Here is a 22,175-nt window from a genome sequence, read left to right on the forward strand (position 1 = left end):
GTAAGTGAGATTCATCCCCGAGGAGCCGCATTTCACTGAGGGCCAGAGTGCGGAACGTTCAGTGTGGGAAGCCCTTAGGCGAACCCTTCCGGATGATGCTGTGCTTGCCCACTCCGTCCAGCTGCGGGATGGCAGGGCGGAGCATGAGATCGACATTTTGGTCCTCTGGCCCGGGGTGGGCATGGCGGCCATCGAAGTCAAAGGTGGCCGGCTCTCGGTGGAGAATGGTCAGTGGCTGCAATCAGACAGGAGCGGGAGCCACAAGATTCAGAGCCCCGTGGTGCAGTCCCAGAGTTCCCATCACGCTTTGAAGAACTGGCTTGCACGGCAGCTTGGCACGCCGCTTACGAGTCGCTTCGCGTATATGGTCGCGTTTCCCTACACCGCTGTCCCGAGTTATTGGAGCATGGCGGGGTGCCCCCGGACCTTGGTTCTGGACGAGGGTGAATGTATATCACCATCCGAGCACGTCCGGAGAGCCATAGAAACGGAGGGCGGCGGTGCTTCGCCGCTGGCAACGGCGTTCATGGAACGCATCGAACGGCAATTGGCCGGGGCCCTGGATACCTGTGGCGGCCCACCGGCGAGCCCAAAGGAGGACGAAGATACCCAAGACCATCTCACAGAGCGCCAAAGGGTCCTGCTCCAAGCAACAAGATCGCTCACCCGCGTTCGCTTTACAGGTGGTGCGGGCAGCGGAAAAACGTGGCTTGCTGTCGAGAAAGCCCGGGTGCTTTGTAAAGAAGGTAAGCGCGTCGGTCTCTTCTGCTATAACAAGGGGCTGGGGCAATATTTGCAAAACCGCGTCTCTTCATGGCGCCAGGCAAAGCCCGCTTTCACAGGTGAATTCCATGAGTATGTTCGCCGGCTTGGGGTGCCTGATGGCAAGGGGCAGGAGTACTTCGATGTGGAGATGCCACGGCTTCTTAGGGAAAAGGCCGGCAGTATGCCCGCGCACCAGCGACTGGATGCGGTGATCGTTGACGAAGCACAGGATTTCGCCCCCTTATGGTGGGAAGCACTGCTGGCATGCACTGCTTCCCCAGAGAACGGCGAAGTTTATGCCTTCATGGACGACCGCCAGGACGTTTACAAAAGATGGGGCGGGCTCACGGCCGACCTCAATCAAGGACCTACGGCAGCCTTTGTCCCCATCCACATTGATGAGAACTTGCGGAATACCCGCAAAATCGCTGAAACATTCAAACCGTTTGCCGGCGAGCATTTCACGCCACGAGGCAGTACCGGACTGCCGGTTCGCAGAGTCCACTGCTCCACCGAAGAGGCGCTAGATGTCGCAGGAGACTGCGTAGACGCACTTATTGATGAGGGTTGGGCAAACAACCAGATTGCCCTTCTAACGACAAAGGAAAGGCACCCGGTTCATCTGGACTACTTCAGCCGTGGCGCCACCGATGAGTATTGGCGTGAGTTTCATGCGGGTGAGGCGGAATTTTACGGCCATGTCCTGGGCTTCAAAGGACTTGAACGATCCGTCGTCGTCCTCTGTGTGAACGGCTTCAAGGACATGGCGCGAGCCACCGAACAGCTGTACGTCGGGTTGTCCCGGGCACGGAGCTTGCTGGTCGTCGTGGGTGATTCCGAGCTTCTGGAAGAAGCGGGCGGACGGGAGCTTAGGCACTCCCTTGCGCGCGCTGACGCTTGGGACTACTCGCTGGCGGTGCACGGATGAGCATCGCAAGCAATATTGTCCGGGCCTTCAATTAGCCTTCAGTAAGAAAACACGACACAGTCCGATGGGGGATGAAATGCCGGAGTTGGTCGACGCGGAGTCGAACGGAATGAAAGATCGGGCTCAGAGGCCTCTCCACACTAACCAAGTCTCAGTTTCCACATCGTATGATTACGCCTTCTTATACAGCTGGCAGCAAGAGGCCCTCAAGGCCTGGCATTCCAACGCCCGCCGCGGCGTTATTGAGGCCGTCACTGGTGCCGGCAAGACAAGAGTAGGAATCGCCGCAGCTTTCGAGGCGATTCGGCAGGGCATAAAAGTGCTGATTCTTGTGCCCACCGCTGAACTTCAGCGCCAGTGGTTGTCCTCCCTTAGGCGTGACCTCCCTGCCGCCCGACGAGGCGCTCTTGGCGATGGTCGAACCGACACCTTGGACGACGTTGATGTCCTCGTCGCCATCGTGCATTCGGCTTCCAATCGAATGACGCTGCGTAGTCATAAGGCCGGTTTGATCATCGCCGATGAATGCCACCGGTACGCCGCCCCTATGTTCACCGGAGCGCTGCAGGAAGGCTACGCGTGGCGTCTAGGGCTGACGGCAACCTACGAACGTGCTGACGGCGAGCACCAGAATCTGCTGACTCCATACTTTGGCGGGGTCGTCTACAACCTCTGGTACGACCGCGCACTTGCTGACGAGGTCATTGCCCCCTTCGATATCGCGCTTGTAGGTGTGGAACTGACTCCAGCCGAACAGGTCAACTACGACGACCTTTCAAACACCATATCCGAAACCTCCAGACATCTCGAATCGTATGCCGGTATCCCCCGCCGACCATTTCACAGGTTCGTTGCGGCTGTCGCCTCATTGGCCGCGTCAGAGTCCCCGAGCCGTGAGGCTACTCTCGCGCGGAAGTACATGCGGGCCATGGCGTCCAGGCTAACCCTTTTGGCAGATGCCAAGACCAAGTATCACGCGCTCGCTGCCATCAAGGAGATCGTTGACTCCTCAAACGGCACACTCGTTTTCACTCAAACACAGGATTCCGCAAAGCGTGCTCAGGAGCTTTATACGGCCTTGGGCTCGACGGCATCTGCGCTGTTCAGCGGAATGGCAAAGGAGGACCGGCGTCAGGGGATGGATGACTTCCGCAGCGGAGCCTCTCAGATTCTTGCAGCACCACGACTCCTGGACGAAGGCATCGATGTCCCCGAAGCGGACCTGGGCATTATACTCGCCGCAAATCGAAGTCAACGTCAAATGGTGCAGCGGCTCGGCCGTGTCATCCGCAAGAAGGCAAATAGTCGCGCCGGCCGACTCGTCGTCCTCTATTCAAAGGGCACCGTGGAAGACCCTGACATTCAGGGGGAAGAGTTCCTAGGTAAAGTCCTGCCGTACGCTCATCGCGTCGGGTTCTTCGACATCAAGAGCGAACTTGACCAGCTGAAAGACTTCCTTCGCCTCCGGGTCCCAGTGTCGCCTCCGCTTGCTTCCGAGAGCCCGGCAGTTTCTGAGCCACAGACTTCTGTGGCAGAAACTACATCAACCGTCTCCGCCGTCCCCGAGGAGGCCGAATCAGATGCACCCACTGAATTCGACCTTCAAGATGACGGTTGGCAAGAAGGACTCGGAGACATCTCGGGCTACAGCGACGACAGCGTCGCGGACTACCTAAAGCGAGCCTCGCAAGCAGATTTGCTTACAGCTCAGCAGGAAGTTGAACTCGCACGCGAAATCGAAGCCGGCCTCTATGCTCAGCACTTGCTACGTGACGCGGCGTGGCGTAGCAGGAAGCTCTCCCGCGAACTTAGTCAAGTAGCACAACTCGGGGAGCACGCCATGCACTCCCTCATCAGCGCCAACCTTCGTCTGGTTGTATCCATAGCAAAGCGGTACACCGGACAAGGAATGGACTTCCTCGATCTGATTCAGGAGGGAAATATTGGGCTTCATCGTGCAGTGTGCAAGTTCGACTACACGCTCGGCTACAAATTCTCTACGTATGCCACGTGGTGGATTCGCCAAGCAATTACGCGGGCGTTGGCGGATCAGGGGCGTCTCATCAGGCTTCCAGTACACATTGTGGAGCAGGTCAATAAGCTCCATGGGGTCCTTCGGGAAGCAGACCACTCCGGAATTACGCACGGCGTCCAGGAGCTTGCCAGGCTTTCGGATAGCACCGTCGAAAAAGTGGAACACCTTCTCGCCGTGTCGAGATCAGTTCTGTCCTTGGACTTTCTTGTCCCGGACGGAAGAGGCGGTATGGAATGCCTCTCTAACCAGCTCATCGATCCTTATCCGCTTGACGTTGATGAGGTTGTTGCCGCAGAGCAGTTAACGGCCGAGATTCATGCGGTCCTAGATACGCTGACGGAGCGCGAAGCTGGAGTGATCGCCCTGCGCTTCGGGCTCACGGACGGTGAACAGAAAACGCTGGATGCCATAGGGCAAAATTACGGCGTTACCCGAGAACGAATCCGCCAGATTGAGGCCAAGACTTTGGTGCTCCTTAGAGACCCTGAGCGCTGTCGGCACCTCAGCGAACACTACTACGGTGGGGTCACAGTTCCAGTCGAAGATTCCGCATCCGCCTGACCGCGAAGACCAAAAGGAATAACCATGACATTGCCGAAAATCCTCTCACAGAGCAAAATCGATGAAGCGGCTGCACTCGTCGGAGAGTATTACACGAAGCTTTACCGTAACGATCTCCCGCAGACCGGGAGCCGATTCGACGATTGGGCGGGTGGGGGCGACAAAAGAGAAGTCGCGCATGTCATCACTGCAGACGACGTCCTCGCTGTTTCGTTTCTATCTGTACACGTGACCGCGAGAGCTGCAATTGGACTCATCGAAACCCACGCCGATGAGGTTGCAGAGCTCCTGGAACGGATACCTACGGATTTGGATCTATCCGCTGTTGCCCCTCACGAGTATGCCGAAGTCCTGGGCTCGCAGAGTCCGGCGAATCAACTATGGCGTCTGCTACGTGGCAGTGACAGTTACCGTTGGGGCGTCGGGCCCACCACGGCGAGCAAGATAATGGCCCGGAAGCGCCCTCGCCTCATGCCTATCTACGATTCTGTAGTGGGACCACTCATGGGCCTGAACAACAGCGATACTCAATGGCGGACGTGGCATGCTGCTCTGACGGATGGAGGCGGGCTCCCTGAGCGGCTTACGGCAATACGGGAGAAGTCCGGAATCGTCCTGCCAATTTCCCGACTGCGCACCATGGACGTTGTGCTTTGGATGCACGGCAAGAAGCTCGGCATGATCGTTCAGGAGGACGAGGACGTCAGTTCATAGGAGAACAGCCCCGGGTCCTTCTGTGGTTCTGACCTGCGCCAAGTAAGACGCCGCAACCGACCGCGCAGTCGACCATTTACCCCGGAAATCACCTCAGCATGCACCCTTTTCGCGGGAGCTCGGACTTGCTTTCCGGCGCCCCCTGCACCAAACCCACCGCCCCCAGCACCAGCACCGCGCCCACAATCTGCCACCCCGACAACGCTGAGGTACGCAAACCCCGCCAAGTTAGGCAAAGTAACCGACCCCGGCAGCCCCTCAACCACCAAGGTCACCGGCAGGAGCATGACTCCACCCATCGCTAACTGCAGGCCGGTAAATCCAAGCAGCCCCACGCCGTCGGGCCTTCCCCAGCGCACCGGCCATCCCAGAAAGCACACCCACAAAAGTCAACGATGCGTCGGACCGCAGGACGAGCAAGCTAACACCCGCCGCACCCCCCACGCAGGCAACCACGTGCACAAGGCGAATCCTCTCCCCAGCAACAGCACCCCAAGGAAGAGCACGAACAGCGGCTGAATGGACATTACGAGTGCAGCGAGCCCACCCGGCAGCTGATACGCGGTGAAGAACAGGAGAAAGAAGAACAGGCCAATGTATGACCAATCGTGTGGACCGACTCGTCAACCGCGGGCTGGTTCATCGTGAGACCAACCCGGACAACCGCAGGCAACTACTGATCAGCCTCACCCCTGAGGGACTGGCCCTGGTGGATGAGGTGGTGGAGCACCACGTAGAGAACCAACACAAGATGCTCGAAGGACTCTCCAAGACAGAGCGGACACAGCTCGCCAACCTCTTGCGCAAGTTCCTGCTGACAAACGACGACGGCGAACCCTCCTAAGCGGGCACCTGCAAGGATGAGGCGTGGACACTTCCTCTAATCAGCTGGTGATCGCCATCGGGAAAGCGCTGGGCGGTGGGCAAGCAAGCGCCTATAACGGCACAGTTTTCTGCCAAGGCCACAACCATCAGAAGAGCTACTCCGTCTCGGTGCACCCGAGGGCCTTCATGTGGTCTGCCAAGGAGTTGCCGGACGGACGCTCCCGAACCGTCGACCCCCGAGAACTCATCATCCAGACCGACGGCGTAGATGATCCCTACACTCTCTCCATTGAGCGCATCCCGTTTTCCTTTCCTGAAGCAGTCCAGCTCTCCTTCCCTCTTTCCCTGCCCGTCTGGGGCCGAGACCTGGACGACTATCACCCGGTCGCTTCCGAAGTACACGGCACGGACACAACACTCCTGCTGGGGAACAGCATGGACCCCACGATCTTTGGGTCCTTCACCTTTGACACGGCCAGTGGGATCGTGAGAACGCTATTCACGCCGACGACGGCACTGAAACTGGAGCGCGAGCTCCCTCCGGAGAACGGAAAGCGCGACTTCGGCTTCGTGGCTGGCCAAGGGGACCCCGATTTGCAAAATCGCCCTCGCCCCAATGAAGACACCCATTGACAAAGAGATGGCCCGCAGACGTCAGTCCACAGGCCATCATCAATCAGGCTCGCGAGGCTCCGGGCTGGATTCCCTACGCTTGTCCCGCCGCAACACATAAACGCCGTAGCAACCGAACCCCAGCATGAGAACCGCGGCACCGGCACGCCACCACACGAACGGCTGCCACAGCGCGAAATTGACGGCCAGAAGAAAAAACGCCACAACCTGAAATGGATGTGGAATTTTGCTCACTGCTCCTCCTGCCATTGAAGAAAGGTCTTGCTGATGCGATTCCGAATCATGACTGCCCCTAGCGAAGAACCATCTTGCTTTGACTCGCACAGTCTGCGCCACGAATCCGGGACTAGGTGCCGAAAACCGCCAAACTAGGTGCCGCTTGAACAGAAATAGGTGCCAAAAACCCTAAAAATGAGTGACCGCCAGTCTCGCCTAGGTGCCGGCCCGTCCTCGACAGCTTCCGAGAAGAACCTCTGACGGCGGACGTGCTCACCGGGCGCCTGACGCTAAGCCGTTCTAGCTCGTCAGAAAACACCGGCTGGCCCGGCTTCCTCGCCCTTATCGATCAGGTCTTGCTCAGCGTCAGCTAAGCAGTCGGCACCAAAGTCACCCTCCGCCGTCGTAATTCCGGTTAAAGCACGACGGCGGCTGGCCGGCTGGCGTACAAAATCTCGGCTGCGTGGAGGGACGCCGAATTTGGCCACGCATCCGCATCGGAGCACCTAGTCGGTCGTCGGGAGCACTCATTTTTGGTGTTTTCAGCACCTAGACAGGCCCGAAACAGCACCTAGATGGGCCCTTCCGGGCCTGTGTGTGCTTTTCGTGGTGCAGTGTGGAGGCCGTGGGGCTTCGTTCGGTAACCTTCCCGGTTTGTGACTAAGCCGTCACAAAGCACGTGTTTCTTGTTAGTGCATCGACTGGACATAACAAGCCGTGTTCACCATGCTGTTAAAGTGCTCCGGCACAACCGTCTACCTTTGGGGGAACCAATGGCCATCTTTGACATGGGAGCCGAAACACTCGGGAACCTGAACAAACAAACCGACGCGTCCCACCAGGACCTCGGCGCCCTCGTCCGGCGTTTCGTGGACGCCGTCACCCCGCTCGAAGGAAAATTCAGCGGCGCGGGCAAAGCCGCGTTCGACTCCTTCAAAAACCGGTCCGACCTCGTCGCCTCCGAACTGAACACCGCCCTGGCCGGCATCGTGACCGGCCAGTCCGGGATGAACACCGCCTTCACCCAAGGAGACCTGGCAGCCTCGGACAACGCACGCCGCTCCGAAGGGGCCGCGAACTTCGACGCCGCACGATTCCAAGGACGGGCCTAAACCATGACCACCAACCGCATCGCCTACGACACCAACGTCTCCGCCCAGGTCCAATCCGACATCCAAGCCCTCGCCGTGCACCTCGAAACCCTCATCGCCGCCCGGCAAACCGACGTGAACCAGGCCATGGCAGACTTCCGCGCCGACGGCGTCGACACCGAATACCAGGCAGTCGAAACCCGCTGGACCTCAGCCGCCGACGAAGTCAAAGCCATCATCGCCCTGGTCCGCACCACCCTGGGCACCAACGACGACACCGCCACCACCGCCGCGACCTCTGCCCGCAACGCCGTGCAGAGCATCGGCTAACCCGCCAGCAACCAGAGACAAGGTGACTGGTATGGCTGTGTGGAACATAGACGTGGCTGCCGCGACTTCGACCATCAAGGCAACCGCAACCCAGGTGGAGGGCGTCCAGCCCTGTCTTGAAGGCATGGGCAAGGCCTTGGAACAGGCCGCGGCCGCGCTTCCCGGCGACGCGGCTGTGGTCCTTGCTGCGCTGAACGATGTGGTGGTCCTCGGACTCACGCCGTCGGCAAATGAGGTGGTGAGCCGCTCGGAAAACGTCATCACGGCCACCGCCCATGCCCTGAACTTCTATCAACAAGGTGACCTGACCATGGCCACCGCGGCACAACGGAGCGCAGGCCAAGTGGACCACGGCGCCGTGGCTGCCTCCCATGGCGGCCCCGCGAAGAACTTAAGGGACTAAGAACATGTCGAATAGTTCGGACGTTGGCCCCTGCGGGTTGAATCCCACCGGCGGGTTCGCACTACCCGACGTTGACGCCCTGGACGCTGCGGCAAAGTCGCTGAGGCAGCACGCCGATGACTTCCTCTCCGGGGTATCGACCTCGACGGCGGTATGGCGTGGCTTGTCGTCCTCCTACTCCTCGGACGAGTCCCACACCGTGCTCGCCGCGTTCGGCACCATCATGCCCTCAGCCCAGCGCGTGCAGGGCACGGCAGTGTCGACCTCTGCCGCCTTGACGGCTTTTTCCTCCACGTGCCGGGACTTGAAGCTACGCCTCGAGGCCTACGCCCGGAAGGTTCATGCACTAAACGCTAACATCGGCGCCTTTCCGACGTCGGTGGAGAAAGTCAGCGTTGTCAAAGACGAAGTGATCAAGACGCGCGTGAGTCAGCATTGGTCCGGCGAAGCCGACCTCACCGCCCGCCACGACACGCTCGCCGCCGAGGTCAAAGCCATTCATGACGATTATCTCGCAGCGCAGAACGAGTGCGCAGGGGCACTGTCGTCTGTCTCCGGGGGTGAGATGTACTACGCCTCACGGCCTACCGGTCCTGACCTCAAATCCGGGAACCCGGTGGACGACGCCCTCTGGAACGCCGGGACCTTACTGGGAATAGAACACCCTCAGGAAGAACAACCCTGGGGCAAATCAACAGTCCCCTACCGCCCGAACGGGACCTTGGGACTGCTGCAGGGGTTCGCTGCCGGAGCCATCGAACTCATCGACGGCGTCTGGTCACTCACCGTGACGGATAATGACCTCAAAAGACAGCAGGCGCTAGCCGGGCTAGGCGCCACCGTAGGAGCGCTCAGCACACTGGCCGTGACGCCCTTGTCCCTCTGGGACGAACAACGAAAGCAACGCGAAGCCCCAGACGTCCAAAAAGCTTTGGACCTGTTCGGATCCATGGGGCCTGCGTTCATCCATGCCGATGAGGCCGACACCAACGCCAACTGGGCCGCCGGCGCCACAGTCTTCAACATCGCCAGCATCGCCGCTTCCTACGGTGCGGGCGCGGCCGTGAAATCCGGGGCGTTGGCCAGCAAAGCCGGGTCCCTTGCCGAACGTCTCAGCGTTGCCACCGTGCAGAGAACAGGCCTCGGGAATCTCTCGGCCATGCTCGGCACCACCGCGAATGGCCTCAACACGACCGCAGTGTTCCTGGCCAAACCCGGCTCCCTCACCCTGAAGATCTCTGATATCCTCATGCCAAACACCACCGCCAAAGTCATCAACACCACAGCCCAGGCCCGCCACGCGGCCTGGACCGCGGTCGGCAGCGTCAAAGCGGCAACCCTGCAAAACATAACCGGCGCCAAACATGCGGCGGCAAGCGAGCTTGAACACCTCGCCAGCGGAGTCCGCGCAGCAGAGGCAACCATTTCGGGTCCGTTCATCCCGCACCCCAGCGGCGTCATGACCCGCACCACCATCGACACCGGTTTTCCCGACCGGCTCGACAACACCGCCGCCGGTATCCGCCAAAACAATCCACCGGCCTTCACGCCGCCCAAGGCCCCCGCCGCTGACACATCAGTACCCACAGCTGCCACGACCATGGCCGAACGCTTTCCGAAACCGGACAACGTTACCAACACTGTCGTCTATAGGCACGGCGACAGCGCCTTCCCGATCCACCGCAAAGAGAACTTCGCCGCACGCACCACACTCAAACCAAACACCGAATACATCATCGAACACCGCGCAGTGATGAGGGACAGCACCGGTGCGCTCAAGGAAAACACCATAGAGAAGTACTACACCGATGACACCGGCACAGTAACCCGGGTAGACACATACGCCGGCGTTAGGGGCGCTTGGTCCCCTGAACTGAACAAACCAATGCCCAACGTCACCTACAACGTCGTCGCCCAGGTCGATGGCGGACTGCAGAACACGTTCACACTCAAGATGGACAGCAACGGGCACCTCGAATCAGCCAAAGGCCACATCGTCTCCACCCTCGTCGGCGACGCGAACCGCAACGGATGGCAACAACGCAAAGCCGGCTGGCTCGGAGGCCCCGGCTACGACGGCGGCCACGCAGGCCCCTCCTTCTTAGGATTCATCGGCGAACGCGGAGGCCTATTTCCCCAGCACGAATGGCAGAACCGCAAGGCGGGCGATCCGAACGATCAGTTCAATTTCCACGATTCAGAGATGCTGGCCATTGATAGAGTCAAGAAAGATCTGTTGGCTGGTAGAGCCGTCGACTTGCACTGGTCAATGGAACTTCTGCCACCAGTGCGGCCAGCGCTGCCAGGAAGCTTCCGCTTGAAGTATTATTTCGGCACAGAAAGACCATACGATCAAATATTCAGTAATATCCCCTACGAAAAATAGGCTTCAATGGGCACTTTTGACTTGAATACAGAACCCTTTGTTGAACTCGGATTGCAGCGTCTATCTGGCGAAGCGTTCGGTCCACAGGGCTTTGCTCAGGGCACTGACGAGGTCGTTCACGTATTGATCCATCGCAGAACGAGCACATTCGGGTACGGTCATATGGTTTCCGGCGAGAATCTCATCTACACCGGGCGGTCAGACGCCGATAGGTTCTCCTATGACGGCTTAAACATCTGGCTCGATGAATGCCGATTCCTGGCGTATTCACCGGGCATTGGAACGTGGACAACGGCCGTCGTCCACGTCTTTCCAGATCGGCCCGGACGTCTCGATCTGTACGATGAAGAGCATTTGGAGAGAGATGCCCAGGGGAATTGGCCGCCCGGTGGACAGCCCGCCGGGGCCCAAACGTGGGCCCAGCAACTTCTCGCTTTCCCGCGACTCCTCAACAATATCCCGGGGTGGATGCTCGCGACCTTGCAGACTGAAGGAGTTACCCCTCCGGTATACAACCCCGAGTTTAGGTCGGTGGACTGGAACAACCGCCGCCGACCAGTCACTGACAGGGGAACCGACTTTGCAGCCGAACCGACCGTCATCGATCCCTCCCTCGAGCCAGGCGTCTTTACTAAAATCAGCAAAAGGCTCTTTGGCGGTTAAGTCCACAAGCGATGAAGAATTGTTTTGATGTGGAGATGAAGGCAGTTGACCTCTTACGACCTATCCGGCGCATCATTGGTCAGTCGGGGATTGACGAGACTTCAGCAGGAGGCGTTCGGGCCATCAGGGTTTGCCGTCGGAATGGCTTCGGCCTCGGCCACACTTGTTCATCACGTCTTGGGCACGTCGTGGCATGGATCAATGCAGGCAGATTCAGGCATGAGCTTCATGGCCGGCGAACGTCGCTTCTCCCGCGAGGCTTGGAACGATTGGTTGGAAGAGTGCCGCTTACTGGCCTACCGCCGCGGTGCTGGAACCTGGACAACAGCTGAAGTAGCAATCTTTCCTGACCGCCCTGGCCAACTGCAACTATTCGACGAGGAGCGTCTCGAACGCGACCCCGACGGGGATTGGTACCCCGGCGAACACCCATCGGATGCCAATGTGTGGGCAGAGGAACTCCTCCACTTTCCTCGGACGGCAGACAACATCCCGGAGTGGATGTGGAATATCTTCAGGGCCGAGGACTTGACTCCGCCGATTTACAACCCGGAGCTCCAGTCCGTGGACTGGAAGAACCGCCGCCGGCCCGTCACCGACAAAGGAACCGACTTTTCGGTTGAACCAGCGGTCATCGACCCCTCGCTGGAGCCCGGTGTCTTCTCCAAAATCAGCAAGAAGCTCTTCGGAGCATAAACGACCGAGACCGGTCAGCGCTCTTAGGCCAACTACAGCCAGTCGGAAGTCTTGTCACCCTCCAGGCCCTGCCGCCGTCGTCGACCCATAAGTCCTTCCAACGGCCAGCCGCGGTGTGCGCGTCCCCTACCCCGCCATGATGAAGGACGCCACCGGCGGCCACGACGCCAACACGTTGGAGAAGTTCTACACCGACGAAAACGGCACGGTGACCATCGTCAACACCTACGCAGGAGTCAGAGGCGCCTGGTCCGTGGAGCTGAACAAGCCCATGCCCAACGTCACCTACAACGTCGTCGCCCAGGTTGATGGCGGGTTGCAGAACACGTTCACGCTCAAAATGGACAGCAACGGGCACCTCGAATCAGCCAAAGGCCACATCGTCTCCACCCTCGTCGGGGACGCGAACCGAAACGGCTATCAGCAACGCAAGGCTGGCTGGCTTGGCGGCCCCGGCTACGAAGGCGGCCACGCAGCACCATCCTTCTTTGGATTCATAGGTGAACGCGGCGGATTCTTCCCCCAGCACGAATGGCAGGACCGCAAAGCAGGGACACCCAACGAAATCGACGAGGCGAACAATTTTCACGACACGGAGATGGAAGTCATCAAGAAAGCCAAGACGACCTTGCAGAGTGGCGCCCCATTAGATCTACGGTGGGAAATGAAACTGGAGCCCGGGTCAAAGCCAGGCATGCCGCGGACCCTCAAGTTGCTGTACTCCTTTGACGACGAGCTTTCTGTGGCAAAGGAATTCAACAACCTTCGAAGTAGGCAGATAGGGTGAATCAGTGACAGCTGTGGATTTGAACGACAACATTTTCGTAATTGAAGGTCTTCAAAGACTCGCTGACGAAGCTTTCAATCCGGAGGGGTTTGCGCACGGCACGGACGAAGTGGTTCATATTCTGGTCAATCAAGGATCAGGAACCTTCGGTTATGGACACAAGGTTGTCGGAGGCAGAAGAATCCACAAGGGGCGTAGTTTTGATGATGACTTTTCTCACGATGCGCTAAACAACTGGCTTCGTGAGTGCAGGGCTCTCTCCTACTCCCCGGGATACGGAACGTGGACAACGGCCGAGGTACACGTCTTTTGCGACAGGCCGGGGAGATTGGTCGTTTTCGATGAAGAACGCCTACCGCGAATGAAGGATGGTGGGTGGTATCCGGGAGGCAAACCTGCCGGCGCATCTTCATGGTCCCAGCAACTCTTTGCATATCCGCGGACCGTTAACAACATCCCCCCATGGCTGTGGGAAATCTTCCGGGCTGAAGACGTGACTCCGCCGATCTATAACCCTGAGTTCAAGTCTGTTGACTGGAAGAACCGCCGCCAACACGTCACTAATAGGGGAACAGATTTTTCGGTTGAACCAACGGTCATCGACCCCTCGCTGGAGCCGGGCATTTTCGCCAAAATCAGCAAGAAGCTGTTCGGAGCATAGACGACCGAGACCGGTCAGCGGTGTTAGGCCACTGCAGCCAGTCGAAAGTCCTCCCACGTCCAAACCCTGCCCGCCGCCGTCGAACCTTAGATCCTGATGAAAGACGCGTGTGCGCATCCTCTGGCCCCCAGCTGAAGGGACGCCACCGGTGGCCACGACGCCAACACCTCGGAGAAGTACTACACCGATGACACCGGCACAGTCACCCGGGTAGACACCTACGCCGGCGTTAGGGGCGCTTGGTCCCCTGAACTGAACAAACCAATGGCCAACGTCACCTATAACGCCGTCGCCCAGGTTGATGGCGGGTTGCAGAACACGTTCACGCTCAAAATGGACAGTAACGGGCACCTCGAATCAGCCAAAGGACACATCGTCTCCACCCTGGTCGGCGACGCGAACCGCAACGGATGGCAACAACGCAAAGCCGGCTGGCTTGGAGGCCCCGGCTACGACGGCGGCCACGCAGGCCCTTCCTTCTTAGGATTCATCGGCGAACGCGGAGGCCTATTTCCCCAGCACGAATGGCAGAACCGGAAGGCAGGGACACCCAACGAAATCGTCGAGGTAAACAACTTTCACGACACCGAAATGGAAGTCATCAACAAGGTCAAACGTGACCTGACTGAGGGGAAACCGATAGATCTTACTTGGGAGATGACTCTTACGAGAAACAACCTCTCAGCCGTTCCTCCGACCGTCAAATTGGAATATTCTTTCGGGTCAATGGGCCCAGTCATTGCAAGATTCAATAATCTGAAGATAAGCGAGTAGCTTTGGAAAGCGTGACCACCTTTGATCTGACCCAGGACCCTTGGGTAGAAAGCGGACTGAACCGACTCCACGACGAGGCTTTCGGAGATTCAGGCTTCGCTCACGGTGCCAGTGAACTGGTCGATGTCCTCGTGCACAGAACCAGCGGCACATTCTGGCGCGGGCAGATGTACCACGACGGTGTGCGCGTCCCCCGTGGAAGCGATTCACACTTCTCGGACGAGTCCTTGGCAACGTGGCTAGATGAGTGCCATGTCCGAGCCTATAAGCGAGGCATGGGCACATGGACGACGGCCGAGGTTCACGTTTACCCGGACAGGCCAGGAAGGCTTGATCTTTTTGAAGAGGAGCTTCTGGAGAGAATGCCAGACGGGCATTGGTACCCTGGAGCACGACCGTCCGGGGCAGGAGCCTGGGCGCAACAGCTTCTCGCGTTTCCTCGGTCGAGAGACAATATTCCCGCGTGGATGTGGGACATTTTTCGAGCCGAACAGATGACTCCTCCCCTTTACAACCCGGAGTTCCAGTCCGTGGATTGGAAGAACCGCCGTCGGCCCGTCACTGACAAAGGAACCGACTTTTCGGTTGAACCAACGGTCATCGACCCCTCGCTGGAGCCGGGCATTTTCGCCAAAATCAGCAAGAAGCTGTTCGGAGCATAGACGACCGAGACCGGTCAGCGGTGTTAGGCCACTGCAGCCAGTCGAAAGTCCTGCCACCTCCAAACCCTGCCCGCCGCCGTCGAACCTCAGATCCTGAGGAAGATGAAGGTCATCGCCGAGGCTAGGCAACGCCTAGCGGCAGGGAAAGGTATCGATCTGGACCGGAAGATTACGTTGATGCCTGGAAGCATGCAGACACTCACAGTGGACGTAAATGTCGCTCCGATGAAGGGCTAGTTTTGATTCACAATGAGGAGTCCAACGTGGCAGAAATCTATTCGGCGGCTCTCTTCGACTCCGCTCTGGACGATATAGACCTCGACCTACAGTTGGGCGGTCGGGAGGCGGGACCACCAGATATCGCAACTAGGATTTTGGCAACCTTAGAGATTCTTGAGCGACTGGATCCTCGCCCAATGGAGTGGGTCGGGATTCCGCGAAGTGGTGGGGCAACCCTCGAACATGAAAAAGTAGGACGCACCATTGAGGAACTGGGCACTCTTGTTATGGCTGGCGCCCGAAAGGATGATGCGGAGCGCTTTCACCCAAGTTGGGGTTACTTCGTACAACTAATTTCCTTTCTGAAGGGGTCGGATCGAGCTGTGAGCCCCTTCCACGCTGCAGTCAGCGACGGAGCCCACGCCGGATTTTCAAGCGATTCGTTTTCCTTAACTTTTGCAAACGCGCTCATATCTGGCCGCGAAGCGGTCGTTAGCAGCTTCAGTGCGCTGATAGAAGTGTGGCAGCCCACGCGAGGCGGAGTCTTCGGCTACGAAGTTAGCCGATTACACCGAGGGGAACCCGCATGGTATCCACCCGTTGGAGTTCTGACGTACTTTGCAGAAGACAGCGGATACGTCTTACCCGATAACCCCCTGGTTGAACTGCGACGGTTACGAAGTGGCGTGATGGCAATACTGAACGACTGGACCTTGGATGCCGTCCTCGCGTACGGCGAGGCTTTCAGGGCTGTCAACGATGGCATCCCCCGCAGAGCTGCCGGGACCGGATAGAACTATGTTTCCGGCGGGGAGACTGATCAGAGAAGAGCGACACTGTGAAAGAAGACGGCCACACAATCGTTGATCCAGCTTTGGGTACGCTGAATCTCAGGCTCCAATTGGGTGTAAGGGCCGACTCGGCACATTTGATTGCTGCGACAATCCTTGCCAGCGTTTCGGTACTGGAGCTGCTCGATCCAAGGCCCATGGAATGGATCACGGTCACCAGAGCCGCTCCGGCCACCGCGGGAGGCGACTTCCTACCCGAAACATTGACGAAGCAACGTCACTGGTGGAATCCGGGGCCCGCAAGGATGATGCGGGCAAGTTCTATGAAGGCTCTGGTTACTTCGTTCAGTTAGTCTCTTTTCTAAACGGGACCGACCGCAGTGTGAGCCCCTTTCATGCATCGATTGCTGACGGATCGAGTGACGCCCCTTCCCACAACTCACTCAAGCTCACCTTCAAGCAGGCGATGATTCCGAGTCGAGAAACTTTCGTAGCCTGCTTGGTTGAACTTTTCGATCTATGGCCCCCTGAGATGGGTGGCCTCTTCAGCTCCGCGATAACCAGGAAAAACCGAGACCAGCCCATCTGGTACCCACCAGTTGGGGTTGTCACCTATTTCGCTTACGACAGCGGCTACGTCCTCCCAGAAGACCCACTAGTCGAACTGCGCCAGCTACCGAACGGCACCCTGGCGGTCCTCAAGATCTGGACCTTGGAGGCTGTCCAAAGATACGAAGCCGCATTCCGAGCGGTCAACAATGGCATCCCGAACGAGCGTTCGGCAGTTAGGAACCACATATGCGAAACACAGACTCTGACAACCTAGCCAATCAACACGACGGACTCCTCCAAGAGCAGGAGGCATTCGACAGGTTGGGCGTTCTACTCCACGGCTTGCTTGGGCCGGGCGATGAACGAATAGAACTCACTGCCAGCGTGACCACGTCCACCAACGAGCAGCATTTTTACATCTTCAACCCGAACGGTCGGTTCTCCTCACAGAATGGGCCCTTCAATGATCACGGCGGAACCTCTGAGGTATCGCGGGCCATTAAGGATCTCCGAGAAGCGTCCTACCGGGTCGGTTTAGGCACATAGTTCGGAGTTCACTTCGTTGTCACGGCATCTGGGAACGCCACCGCCAACTACAACTTCGATCACGAGCCAGAATGGGATTTCCCAGTGGCTCCCGCCGTGTATGTCAGGGATCAGCTGAAGTATCCGCGAGATGAGCACAAGCAGCCGGAGTGGCTTAAGCGGAAACTCCACGAGGGCAGCTCGAACTGAGCCGGCACCGAAGGACCTAGCCGCCCGCGATCTCCCGCAGCGTCTGCAAGTGCGCCGCCCACACGTCTCGTCCGGTACCCGTCAGGCTGGCCGATGTCCTGGGAAACTTCCCGGCGAAGCTCTTTTTGATCTTCACGAACTCGGCCTTCTCCAAAATCGAGAGCTGCTTGCTCAACACCGAATCGCTGACCTGAATGGCGTCCCTCAGGTCCTTGAAGTCCAACGACTCAGCCTTCGCGAGCGCAGCCATGATGGAGAACCGGACCGGTGAGTGGACGAGCTCGTTGAGCTTGTGACGCGGGTGTTCCGCCGGGGCGCTCATGCGCGCAGCTCACGGAAGGCAGCAGCAAGGCCAATGGCTGCCAGGGCAATGGCCGCGGGGATGTAGAACCAGAGGTTGCCGTCCCGGAAGAAGTAGGCGCCAACCACGAGCGCCACGACGTACAGCGCGAAGTACCCCAGAAGAGACGTCAGGAACCGTTTGGTGAAGCCGACCTTGGTGGACCGTTGGAACATTGGCCAGATGCTCGCGGTAATTGCGCCCCAGGCTCCCACAGAACAGGCCAACAATGCCGCGCCGTAGCCGCCGACCAGAACGATGTGCATCCCGATCATCAGCAGCGAACCCATAATCGCGAGGCTGGTGAACATTACAGCCACCGGCCAAGCTGCCGCGTTGATGGAGGAGGCGCCCAGTGAATCGGCCCGTGCAAGGAGTTCCCGTGCTTCGGCTGCTGACATATTGCCGGTGGTCTCGTTCATGGTGTCCCCCAAGTTTGTGCGGATCGATACCCCCACCCTAAGAAAGTGCTTTCCAAGTTGTCAACTACTTTCCCATGGCAGTCGAGTTACCAACAACCCCGCCAACCCCGGTAAATTTAAACCCAAGAGTTTGACCCTCGGTGAGCAACACCACTCGCGCGCCTCACGAAAGCAGGATCATATGACCGTCTCTCCCCTCATCTGGGGTATCACCATCGTCGTCATTTTGGCGCTCTTGGCCTTTGACTACTTCTTCCACATCCGCAAGGCCCACGTCCCATCGCTCAAGGAAGCGGCCGTCTGGTCCTCCATTTACGTTGGACTCGCAATAGTTTTCGGCGTCCTGGTCCTGATTTTCGGCGGCGCCCAAATGGGGTCCGAGTACTTCGCCGGCTACATTACGGAGAAGGCCCTCTCGGTAGATAACCTGTTCGTGTTCCTCATCATCATGGCGAGCTTCAGGGTGCCACGTGAGGATCAGCAGAAGGTCCTCCTGTTCGGCATCGTGTTCTCCTTGATCGCCCGTACAGGTTTTATCTTCCTTGGCGCAGCACTCATCAACTCGTTCGCGTGGGTGTTCTACATCTTCGGACTGATCCTGCTCCTCACGGCTGGCAACCTGCTCAAGCCGGGCGACCACGGTGACGGCCAGGCAAACAACTTCATCATCCGGCTCGCCAAAAAGCTCTTCCACACCACGGACAAGTACGACGGAGACAAGCTCTTCACTGTGGTGAACGGCAAGCGCGCCCTGACTCCCATGCTCCTTGTAATGGTGGCCATTGGCGGCACGGATATCCTCTTTGCGCTGGACTCCATTCCGGCAATTTTCGGCCTGACCCAAAATGTCTTCATCGTCTTTACAGCCACCGCGTTCTCACTAATGGGCTTGCGCCAGCTGTACTTCCTGATCGACGGACTGCTGGACCGCCTCATTTACCTCTCCTACGGTTTGGCGGCCATTCTCGCTTTCATCGGCGTCAAGCTGATCCTGCACGCCCTGCATGAGAACAACCTTCCATTCATCAACGACGGCGAGCACGTCAACGTCATTGAAATCACCACGGGCCTCTCGCTCAGCGTCATCATCGGCGTCCTGATCATCACCGTGGTGCTCTCCCTGATCAGCCCTGCGGGCAAGGCCCAGACGGCCATCAACAACGCCCGCCGTCACGCCGTCGATTATCTGGACCTCGACTACACCGCCGACGCCAACGAGCGCGAGCGTATCTACCGTGCCCTCACGGCTGAGGAAGCGCAGATTGTGCAGATGCCACTGAAGTACCGGAACAAGGCCAAGGACGTGGAGACCATCCGCGAGCAAGTGGCCGAGGCACACCGTCAGCACGAGGAATTCCTCAAACGGTAAGTCTCACCAAACGCTAAGGCTCACTACCAAGTCAGGCGCCCAGGAGCACGCTGATCTGATCCCGGATCTCGTCGCCAACCTGGGCGTCTGTCATGTCAATAGTCGCTGAGGACGCCATGCTGACGAACATGATGGCGGAGACGATCCGAGCCAGTTTCGCCGGGTCGCGGGCCAACAACTGACCGTCGCGGCCCAGCACTCCGGCAATGGCCTCTTCCGTACGCATCGTGAGGGACAACGCCTCTGCATGGTGAGGTTCGACAGGGTCACCGAAGACGATCTCCCGCAGGTAGGTTCGGCCGTTTTCGATCTGAACACGGTTGCACTCAATGATGGGCCGGATGATGGCCATCACCGCGTCCAGCACCGTGATTTCAGCGGCGGCCGCTTCGACTCCCGCGTCCAGCGCTTGGGCGTACTTGGCGTTGTGCACCAACAAAAGCAGCTCCGCCTTCGTCTTGGCATACAGGAACAAGGTTCCCGATCCGACGTCGGCCTTTTCCGCCACCTGCTGGGTGGTGACCTCATCCACTCCATACTGGGTGAAAAGTTCGCGTGCGGCCGCGGTGATGCGGTCAAGCTTCTCCTGCTTATTCCGCTCACGTCGGCCAAGTGTCTGGGGCGCAGGCTGCATTTAGCTACCGTATCAGCGGGCCGGCCGCATCAGCGGGCCGTCCGTATCAACGGCCCAGGAACTCGAGCGCTACCGGGACGAACCTGTCATGGAACTGGAAGATGCCACCGTGCCCGGAGTCCGGGTAGATGACCAGCTCGCTGCCCGGAATCCGGCGGTGCATGTCGCTGGAAAGCACCGAGGGCACCATGCGGTCGTTATCGCCGTTGGCGATGAGCGTCGGTTGGTTGATAACACCCAGATCGGCCGACGGCGACACTCCCCACCGCCTGATGGCTTTCAGTTGCGTCTGGAACGCCTTGAGCGAGATGGGTGCCTCGCGGTTGGTGGTCCGTTGGTTGAGCCGATTCATGAATGCCCTCGCAGCGGGTTTTCCGGCGGCGTTCCGGTTGAAGAACAGGAACTCCTTGGGGTCCTGCCGGGTGAGGGCGCCCCGAACTACGTCAAAGTACGTGGTTCCGATGATCTTCTGGATGCCCTCACCACCGGCAGGTCCCGTGCCAGCCAGGACGAGCTTGCGGACAAGGCCGGGGTGTTTGACCACCAGCGACTGGGCGATCATGCCGCCGAGCGAGAATCCAAAGAGATCCACTGCCGGATAGCCGAGGGCCTGAATAAAGGCGGCAGCATCATCCGCCATGGCTTCGATGCTGTCCGGAACGGACCCCGTGGTTGCACCGACTCCGCGGTTGCTGAAGGTGATCACGTGGTGTTTCTCAGCAATGGGGTCGATGATGTTCGGATCCCAGTTGTCCATGGTCCCGGCGAGGTGAATCAGGAAAACTACCGGAACCCCATCTTTAGGCCCCATTTCGCGGTATGCGTAGCTGACGCCGTTGGCTGTCAACGTCTTCGCGGGTGCCTGTAAATACGACTGCTGTTCACTGCTCATGATGTTCGTCCTGTCGGTATGGAGTGGTTAGAGATGGCTGACAACGGTCTTACCGCGGACGCCGCCGTTGTCGAGGGCCGCAAGTACATCGGCCGTCTGGTCAAAAGGCACCACACGTCCCAATACTGGCTTGATGTCACCGGCGTCGATGAGTGCTGCGATTTCCCTCAACTGGCCACCATTAGCGCGCATGAAGAGGAACTCGTACGTGACTCCCAGGCGGCGGGCTTTGCGCCGGATCCCCGAGCTGAGCAGGGTCATCAACCCCAGCAGAACCGGGTTTCCGCCCAGCTGTCGGGCGAAACCGGCATCCGGCGGGCCGGCGATGCCAATGGCCCGGCCACCCTTCTTCAGAACCTGCAGAGACCGCTCCAGGTTTTTGCCACCGAGGCTATCCAGGACGAGGTCATAGTCATGGAGAATCTCTGCGAAGTCCTCGGTCCGGTAGTCGATCACCACGTCCGCGCCAAGGTCCCGGACAAAGTCCTTGTTTCCGGCGCTGACAGTAGTGGCCACCGTCGCCTCGAGATACTTGGCCAGCTGGATGGCAATGGATCCCACTCCCCCGGCTCCAGCATGGATGAGTACCTTCTGCCCGGGGCCAACATTGCCCCGCTGCACCAGCGCTTGCCAGGCAGTCAATGCCACCAATGGAAGCGAGCCGGCCTCTTCCATGCTGATGGTGGCCGGTTTGATGGCAAGGTCTTCCTCGGCAACGGCCACCCGCTCCGCAAACGTGCCAATGCTGTCATTTCCGGGGCGTGCAAACACCTCGTCGCCGGGCTCGAAGGACTTAACCTTTGCCCCGACCTTCAGGACCACACCGGCAACGTCATGGCCCAGTATCTGCGGCAGTTTGTACGGGAGGATCTGCTTGAACTCCCCCAACCGAATTTTCTCGTCCAGCTGGTTGAGGCCTGCCGCGTGGACCTCCACCAGCACATCGTGGTCTCCGAGCACGGGCTCGGGGACGTCCTGCTGCTGAAGGGGTTCCTTGTACTGGCTGAGGACGAAGGCTTTCATGGGGGTTCTCCTGGACTGTATAACTGACTTAACTCAATTATGAGTGCACTCAGTAAATTAAGCAAGAG

The 22,175-nt window shown here is 58.8% G+C and carries 24 protein-coding genes; 18 read left to right on the plus strand and 6 right to left on the minus strand.

What is annotated here, in order from left to right; genetic code table 11:
* Nucleotides 1–4: 4 nt before the first annotated feature.
* From HAV21_RS09545 to HAV21_RS09565, 5 genes are all read left to right on the plus strand, one after another.
* Nucleotides 5–1,693: an NERD domain-containing protein gene (locus HAV21_RS09545; protein WP_166841521.1), complete on the plus strand. Its 1,689-nt coding sequence runs from the start codon at nucleotides 5–7 to the stop codon at nucleotides 1,691–1,693.
* Nucleotides 1,694–1,802: 109 nt separating this feature from the next.
* Nucleotides 1,803–4,289, plus strand: coding sequence for a sigma-70 family RNA polymerase sigma factor (locus tag HAV21_RS09550; protein WP_243753222.1), 2,487 nt, complete (start codon nucleotides 1,803–1,805; stop codon nucleotides 4,287–4,289).
* Between the two features lie 24 nt (nucleotides 4,290–4,313).
* On the plus strand, nucleotides 4,314–5,003 hold the full coding sequence (locus HAV21_RS09555) for a DUF6308 family protein (protein ID WP_166841523.1): 690 nt from the start codon (nucleotides 4,314–4,316) through the stop codon (nucleotides 5,001–5,003).
* A gap of 598 nt (nucleotides 5,004–5,601) precedes the next feature.
* Nucleotides 5,602–5,847 carry a winged helix DNA-binding protein gene (locus HAV21_RS09560; protein WP_243753196.1) on the plus strand — a complete coding sequence of 82 codons (246 nt, stop codon included), beginning with the start codon at nucleotides 5,602–5,604 and terminating at the stop codon, nucleotides 5,845–5,847.
* A gap of 23 nt (nucleotides 5,848–5,870) precedes the next feature.
* The gene (locus HAV21_RS09565) at nucleotides 5,871–6,461 is read left to right on the plus strand and encodes a hypothetical protein (RefSeq protein ID WP_166841524.1); all 591 of its coding nucleotides are present in this window, start codon (nucleotides 5,871–5,873) and stop codon (nucleotides 6,459–6,461) included.
* Nucleotides 6,462–6,500: 39 nt separating this feature from the next.
* Here HAV21_RS09565 and HAV21_RS09570 read toward each other — a convergent pair whose 3' ends face one another.
* On the minus strand, nucleotides 6,501–6,695 hold the full coding sequence (locus tag HAV21_RS09570) for an intracellular growth attenuator family protein (protein WP_166841525.1): 195 nt from the start codon (nucleotides 6,693–6,695) through the stop codon (nucleotides 6,501–6,503).
* Nucleotides 6,696–7,450: 755 nt separating this feature from the next.
* Here HAV21_RS09570 and HAV21_RS09575 point away from each other — a divergent pair.
* From HAV21_RS09575 to HAV21_RS09630, 12 genes are all read left to right on the plus strand, one after another.
* Nucleotides 7,451–7,789 (plus strand): hypothetical protein, encoded by a 339-nt coding sequence (locus tag HAV21_RS09575; protein ID WP_166841526.1) that lies wholly within the window; start codon nucleotides 7,451–7,453, stop codon nucleotides 7,787–7,789.
* 3 nt (nucleotides 7,790–7,792) lie between these two features.
* Nucleotides 7,793–8,098: a pore-forming ESAT-6 family protein gene (locus HAV21_RS09580; protein WP_166841527.1), complete on the plus strand. Its 306-nt coding sequence runs from the start codon at nucleotides 7,793–7,795 to the stop codon at nucleotides 8,096–8,098.
* A 31-nt stretch (nucleotides 8,099–8,129) separates the two neighbouring features.
* Nucleotides 8,130–8,501: a DUF6507 family protein gene (locus HAV21_RS09585; RefSeq protein ID WP_166841528.1), complete on the plus strand. Its 372-nt coding sequence runs from the start codon at nucleotides 8,130–8,132 to the stop codon at nucleotides 8,499–8,501.
* Nucleotides 8,502–8,505: 4 nt separating this feature from the next.
* The gene (locus HAV21_RS22210; RefSeq protein ID WP_243753197.1) at nucleotides 8,506–10,887 is read left to right on the plus strand and encodes a DNA/RNA non-specific endonuclease; all 2,382 of its coding nucleotides are present in this window, start codon (nucleotides 8,506–8,508) and stop codon (nucleotides 10,885–10,887) included.
* A gap of 6 nt (nucleotides 10,888–10,893) precedes the next feature.
* Nucleotides 10,894–11,550 carry a hypothetical protein gene (locus HAV21_RS22215; protein WP_243753198.1) on the plus strand — a complete coding sequence of 219 codons (657 nt, stop codon included), beginning with the start codon at nucleotides 10,894–10,896 and terminating at the stop codon, nucleotides 11,548–11,550.
* A gap of 201 nt (nucleotides 11,551–11,751) precedes the next feature.
* Nucleotides 11,752–12,246: a hypothetical protein gene (locus tag HAV21_RS09600; protein WP_243753199.1), complete on the plus strand. Its 495-nt coding sequence runs from the start codon at nucleotides 11,752–11,754 to the stop codon at nucleotides 12,244–12,246.
* A gap of 115 nt (nucleotides 12,247–12,361) precedes the next feature.
* The gene (locus tag HAV21_RS22220) at nucleotides 12,362–13,033 is read left to right on the plus strand and encodes a hypothetical protein (protein ID WP_347877634.1); all 672 of its coding nucleotides are present in this window, start codon (nucleotides 12,362–12,364) and stop codon (nucleotides 13,031–13,033) included.
* 4 nt (nucleotides 13,034–13,037) lie between these two features.
* On the plus strand, nucleotides 13,038–13,694 hold the full coding sequence (locus tag HAV21_RS22225; RefSeq protein WP_166841529.1) for a hypothetical protein: 657 nt from the start codon (nucleotides 13,038–13,040) through the stop codon (nucleotides 13,692–13,694).
* 264 nt (nucleotides 13,695–13,958) lie between these two features.
* On the plus strand, nucleotides 13,959–14,468 hold the full coding sequence (locus HAV21_RS22230) for a DNA/RNA non-specific endonuclease (protein WP_243753200.1): 510 nt from the start codon (nucleotides 13,959–13,961) through the stop codon (nucleotides 14,466–14,468).
* 494 nt (nucleotides 14,469–14,962) lie between these two features.
* On the plus strand, nucleotides 14,963–15,130 hold the full coding sequence (locus HAV21_RS22235; protein WP_243753201.1) for a hypothetical protein: 168 nt from the start codon (nucleotides 14,963–14,965) through the stop codon (nucleotides 15,128–15,130).
* Nucleotides 15,131–15,393: 263 nt separating this feature from the next.
* Nucleotides 15,394–16,143: a hypothetical protein gene (locus tag HAV21_RS09625; protein ID WP_166841530.1), complete on the plus strand. Its 750-nt coding sequence runs from the start codon at nucleotides 15,394–15,396 to the stop codon at nucleotides 16,141–16,143.
* Nucleotides 16,144–16,938: 795 nt separating this feature from the next.
* On the plus strand, nucleotides 16,939–17,238 hold the full coding sequence (locus HAV21_RS09630; protein ID WP_166841531.1) for a hypothetical protein: 300 nt from the start codon (nucleotides 16,939–16,941) through the stop codon (nucleotides 17,236–17,238).
* Nucleotides 17,239–17,443: 205 nt separating this feature from the next.
* Here the strand turns inward: HAV21_RS09630 and HAV21_RS09635 are convergent, their stop codons facing one another.
* Nucleotides 17,444–17,749: a transcriptional regulator gene (locus HAV21_RS09635; RefSeq protein ID WP_166841532.1), complete on the minus strand. Its 306-nt coding sequence runs from the start codon at nucleotides 17,747–17,749 to the stop codon at nucleotides 17,444–17,446.
* Nucleotides 17,746–18,189, minus strand: a complete 444-nt coding sequence (locus HAV21_RS09640) for a hypothetical protein (protein WP_142939998.1) — start codon at nucleotides 18,187–18,189, stop codon at nucleotides 17,746–17,748. Before HAV21_RS09640 ends, HAV21_RS09635 begins: the two co-directional genes overlap by 4 nt.
* 181 nt (nucleotides 18,190–18,370) lie before the next feature.
* On the opposite strand from HAV21_RS09640, the gene HAV21_RS09645 reads away from it, so the two are divergent.
* Nucleotides 18,371–19,558, plus strand: coding sequence for a TerC/Alx family metal homeostasis membrane protein (locus HAV21_RS09645; RefSeq protein WP_142939999.1), 1,188 nt, complete (start codon nucleotides 18,371–18,373; stop codon nucleotides 19,556–19,558).
* Nucleotides 19,559–19,589: 31 nt separating this feature from the next.
* Here the strand turns inward: HAV21_RS09645 and HAV21_RS09650 are convergent, their stop codons facing one another.
* Genes HAV21_RS09650 through HAV21_RS09660 form a run of 3 tightly spaced genes read right to left on the minus strand, consistent with a single transcriptional unit; the run spans nucleotide 19,590 to nucleotide 22,107 of the window.
* Complete coding sequence (locus tag HAV21_RS09650) at nucleotides 19,590–20,192, minus strand: TetR/AcrR family transcriptional regulator (protein WP_166841533.1); 603 nt, start codon at nucleotides 20,190–20,192, stop codon at nucleotides 19,590–19,592.
* Between the two features lie 46 nt (nucleotides 20,193–20,238).
* Complete coding sequence (locus tag HAV21_RS09655; protein WP_166841534.1) at nucleotides 20,239–21,084, minus strand: alpha/beta hydrolase; 846 nt, start codon at nucleotides 21,082–21,084, stop codon at nucleotides 20,239–20,241.
* A gap of 27 nt (nucleotides 21,085–21,111) precedes the next feature.
* Entirely contained in the window at nucleotides 21,112–22,107 is a 996-nt protein-coding gene (locus HAV21_RS09660) for an NADP-dependent oxidoreductase (RefSeq protein WP_166841535.1), read from the minus strand.
* Nucleotides 22,108–22,175 lie beyond the last annotated feature (68 nt).

The organism is Paenarthrobacter sp. MSM-2-10-13, assembly GCF_011605365.1.
Lineage (GTDB): Bacteria > Actinomycetota > Actinomycetes > Actinomycetales > Micrococcaceae > Arthrobacter.

Excerpts from the sequence above, each read along its gene's own strand:
- HAV21_RS09550 (WP_243753222.1), top strand. The coding sequence starts at position 1,803 with ATGAAAGATCGGGCTCAGAGGCCTCTCCACACTAACCAAGTCTCAGTT.
- HAV21_RS09555 (WP_166841523.1), top strand. The coding sequence starts at position 4,314 with ATGACATTGCCGAAAATCCTCTCACAGAGCAAAATCGATGAAGCGGCT.
- HAV21_RS09560 (WP_243753196.1), top strand. The coding sequence starts at position 5,602 with ATGACCAATCGTGTGGACCGACTCGTCAACCGCGGGCTGGTTCATCGT.
- HAV21_RS09575 (WP_166841526.1), top strand. The coding sequence starts at position 7,451 with ATGGCCATCTTTGACATGGGAGCCGAAACACTCGGGAACCTGAACAAA.
- HAV21_RS09580 (WP_166841527.1), top strand. The coding sequence starts at position 7,793 with ATGACCACCAACCGCATCGCCTACGACACCAACGTCTCCGCCCAGGTC.
- HAV21_RS09585 (WP_166841528.1), top strand. The coding sequence starts at position 8,130 with ATGGCTGTGTGGAACATAGACGTGGCTGCCGCGACTTCGACCATCAAG.
- HAV21_RS22210 (WP_243753197.1), top strand. The coding sequence starts at position 8,506 with ATGTCGAATAGTTCGGACGTTGGCCCCTGCGGGTTGAATCCCACCGGC.
- HAV21_RS22215 (WP_243753198.1), top strand. The coding sequence starts at position 10,894 with ATGGGCACTTTTGACTTGAATACAGAACCCTTTGTTGAACTCGGATTG.
- HAV21_RS09600 (WP_243753199.1), top strand. The coding sequence starts at position 11,752 with ATGCAGGCAGATTCAGGCATGAGCTTCATGGCCGGCGAACGTCGCTTC.
- HAV21_RS22230 (WP_243753200.1), top strand. The coding sequence starts at position 13,959 with ATGGCCAACGTCACCTATAACGCCGTCGCCCAGGTTGATGGCGGGTTG.
- HAV21_RS22235 (WP_243753201.1), top strand. The coding sequence starts at position 14,963 with ATGACTCCTCCCCTTTACAACCCGGAGTTCCAGTCCGTGGATTGGAAG.
- HAV21_RS09630 (WP_166841531.1), top strand. The coding sequence starts at position 16,939 with ATGCGAAACACAGACTCTGACAACCTAGCCAATCAACACGACGGACTC.
- HAV21_RS09635 (WP_166841532.1), bottom strand. The coding sequence starts at position 17,749 with ATGAGCGCCCCGGCGGAACACCCGCGTCACAAGCTCAACGAGCTCGTC.
- HAV21_RS09640 (WP_142939998.1), bottom strand. The coding sequence starts at position 18,189 with ATGAACGAGACCACCGGCAATATGTCAGCAGCCGAAGCACGGGAACTC.
- HAV21_RS09645 (WP_142939999.1), top strand. The coding sequence starts at position 18,371 with ATGACCGTCTCTCCCCTCATCTGGGGTATCACCATCGTCGTCATTTTG.
- HAV21_RS09650 (WP_166841533.1), bottom strand. The coding sequence starts at position 20,192 with ATGCAGCCTGCGCCCCAGACACTTGGCCGACGTGAGCGGAATAAGCAG.
- HAV21_RS09655 (WP_166841534.1), bottom strand. The coding sequence starts at position 21,084 with ATGAGCAGTGAACAGCAGTCGTATTTACAGGCACCCGCGAAGACGTTG.
- HAV21_RS09660 (WP_166841535.1), bottom strand. The coding sequence starts at position 22,107 with ATGAAAGCCTTCGTCCTCAGCCAGTACAAGGAACCCCTTCAGCAGCAG.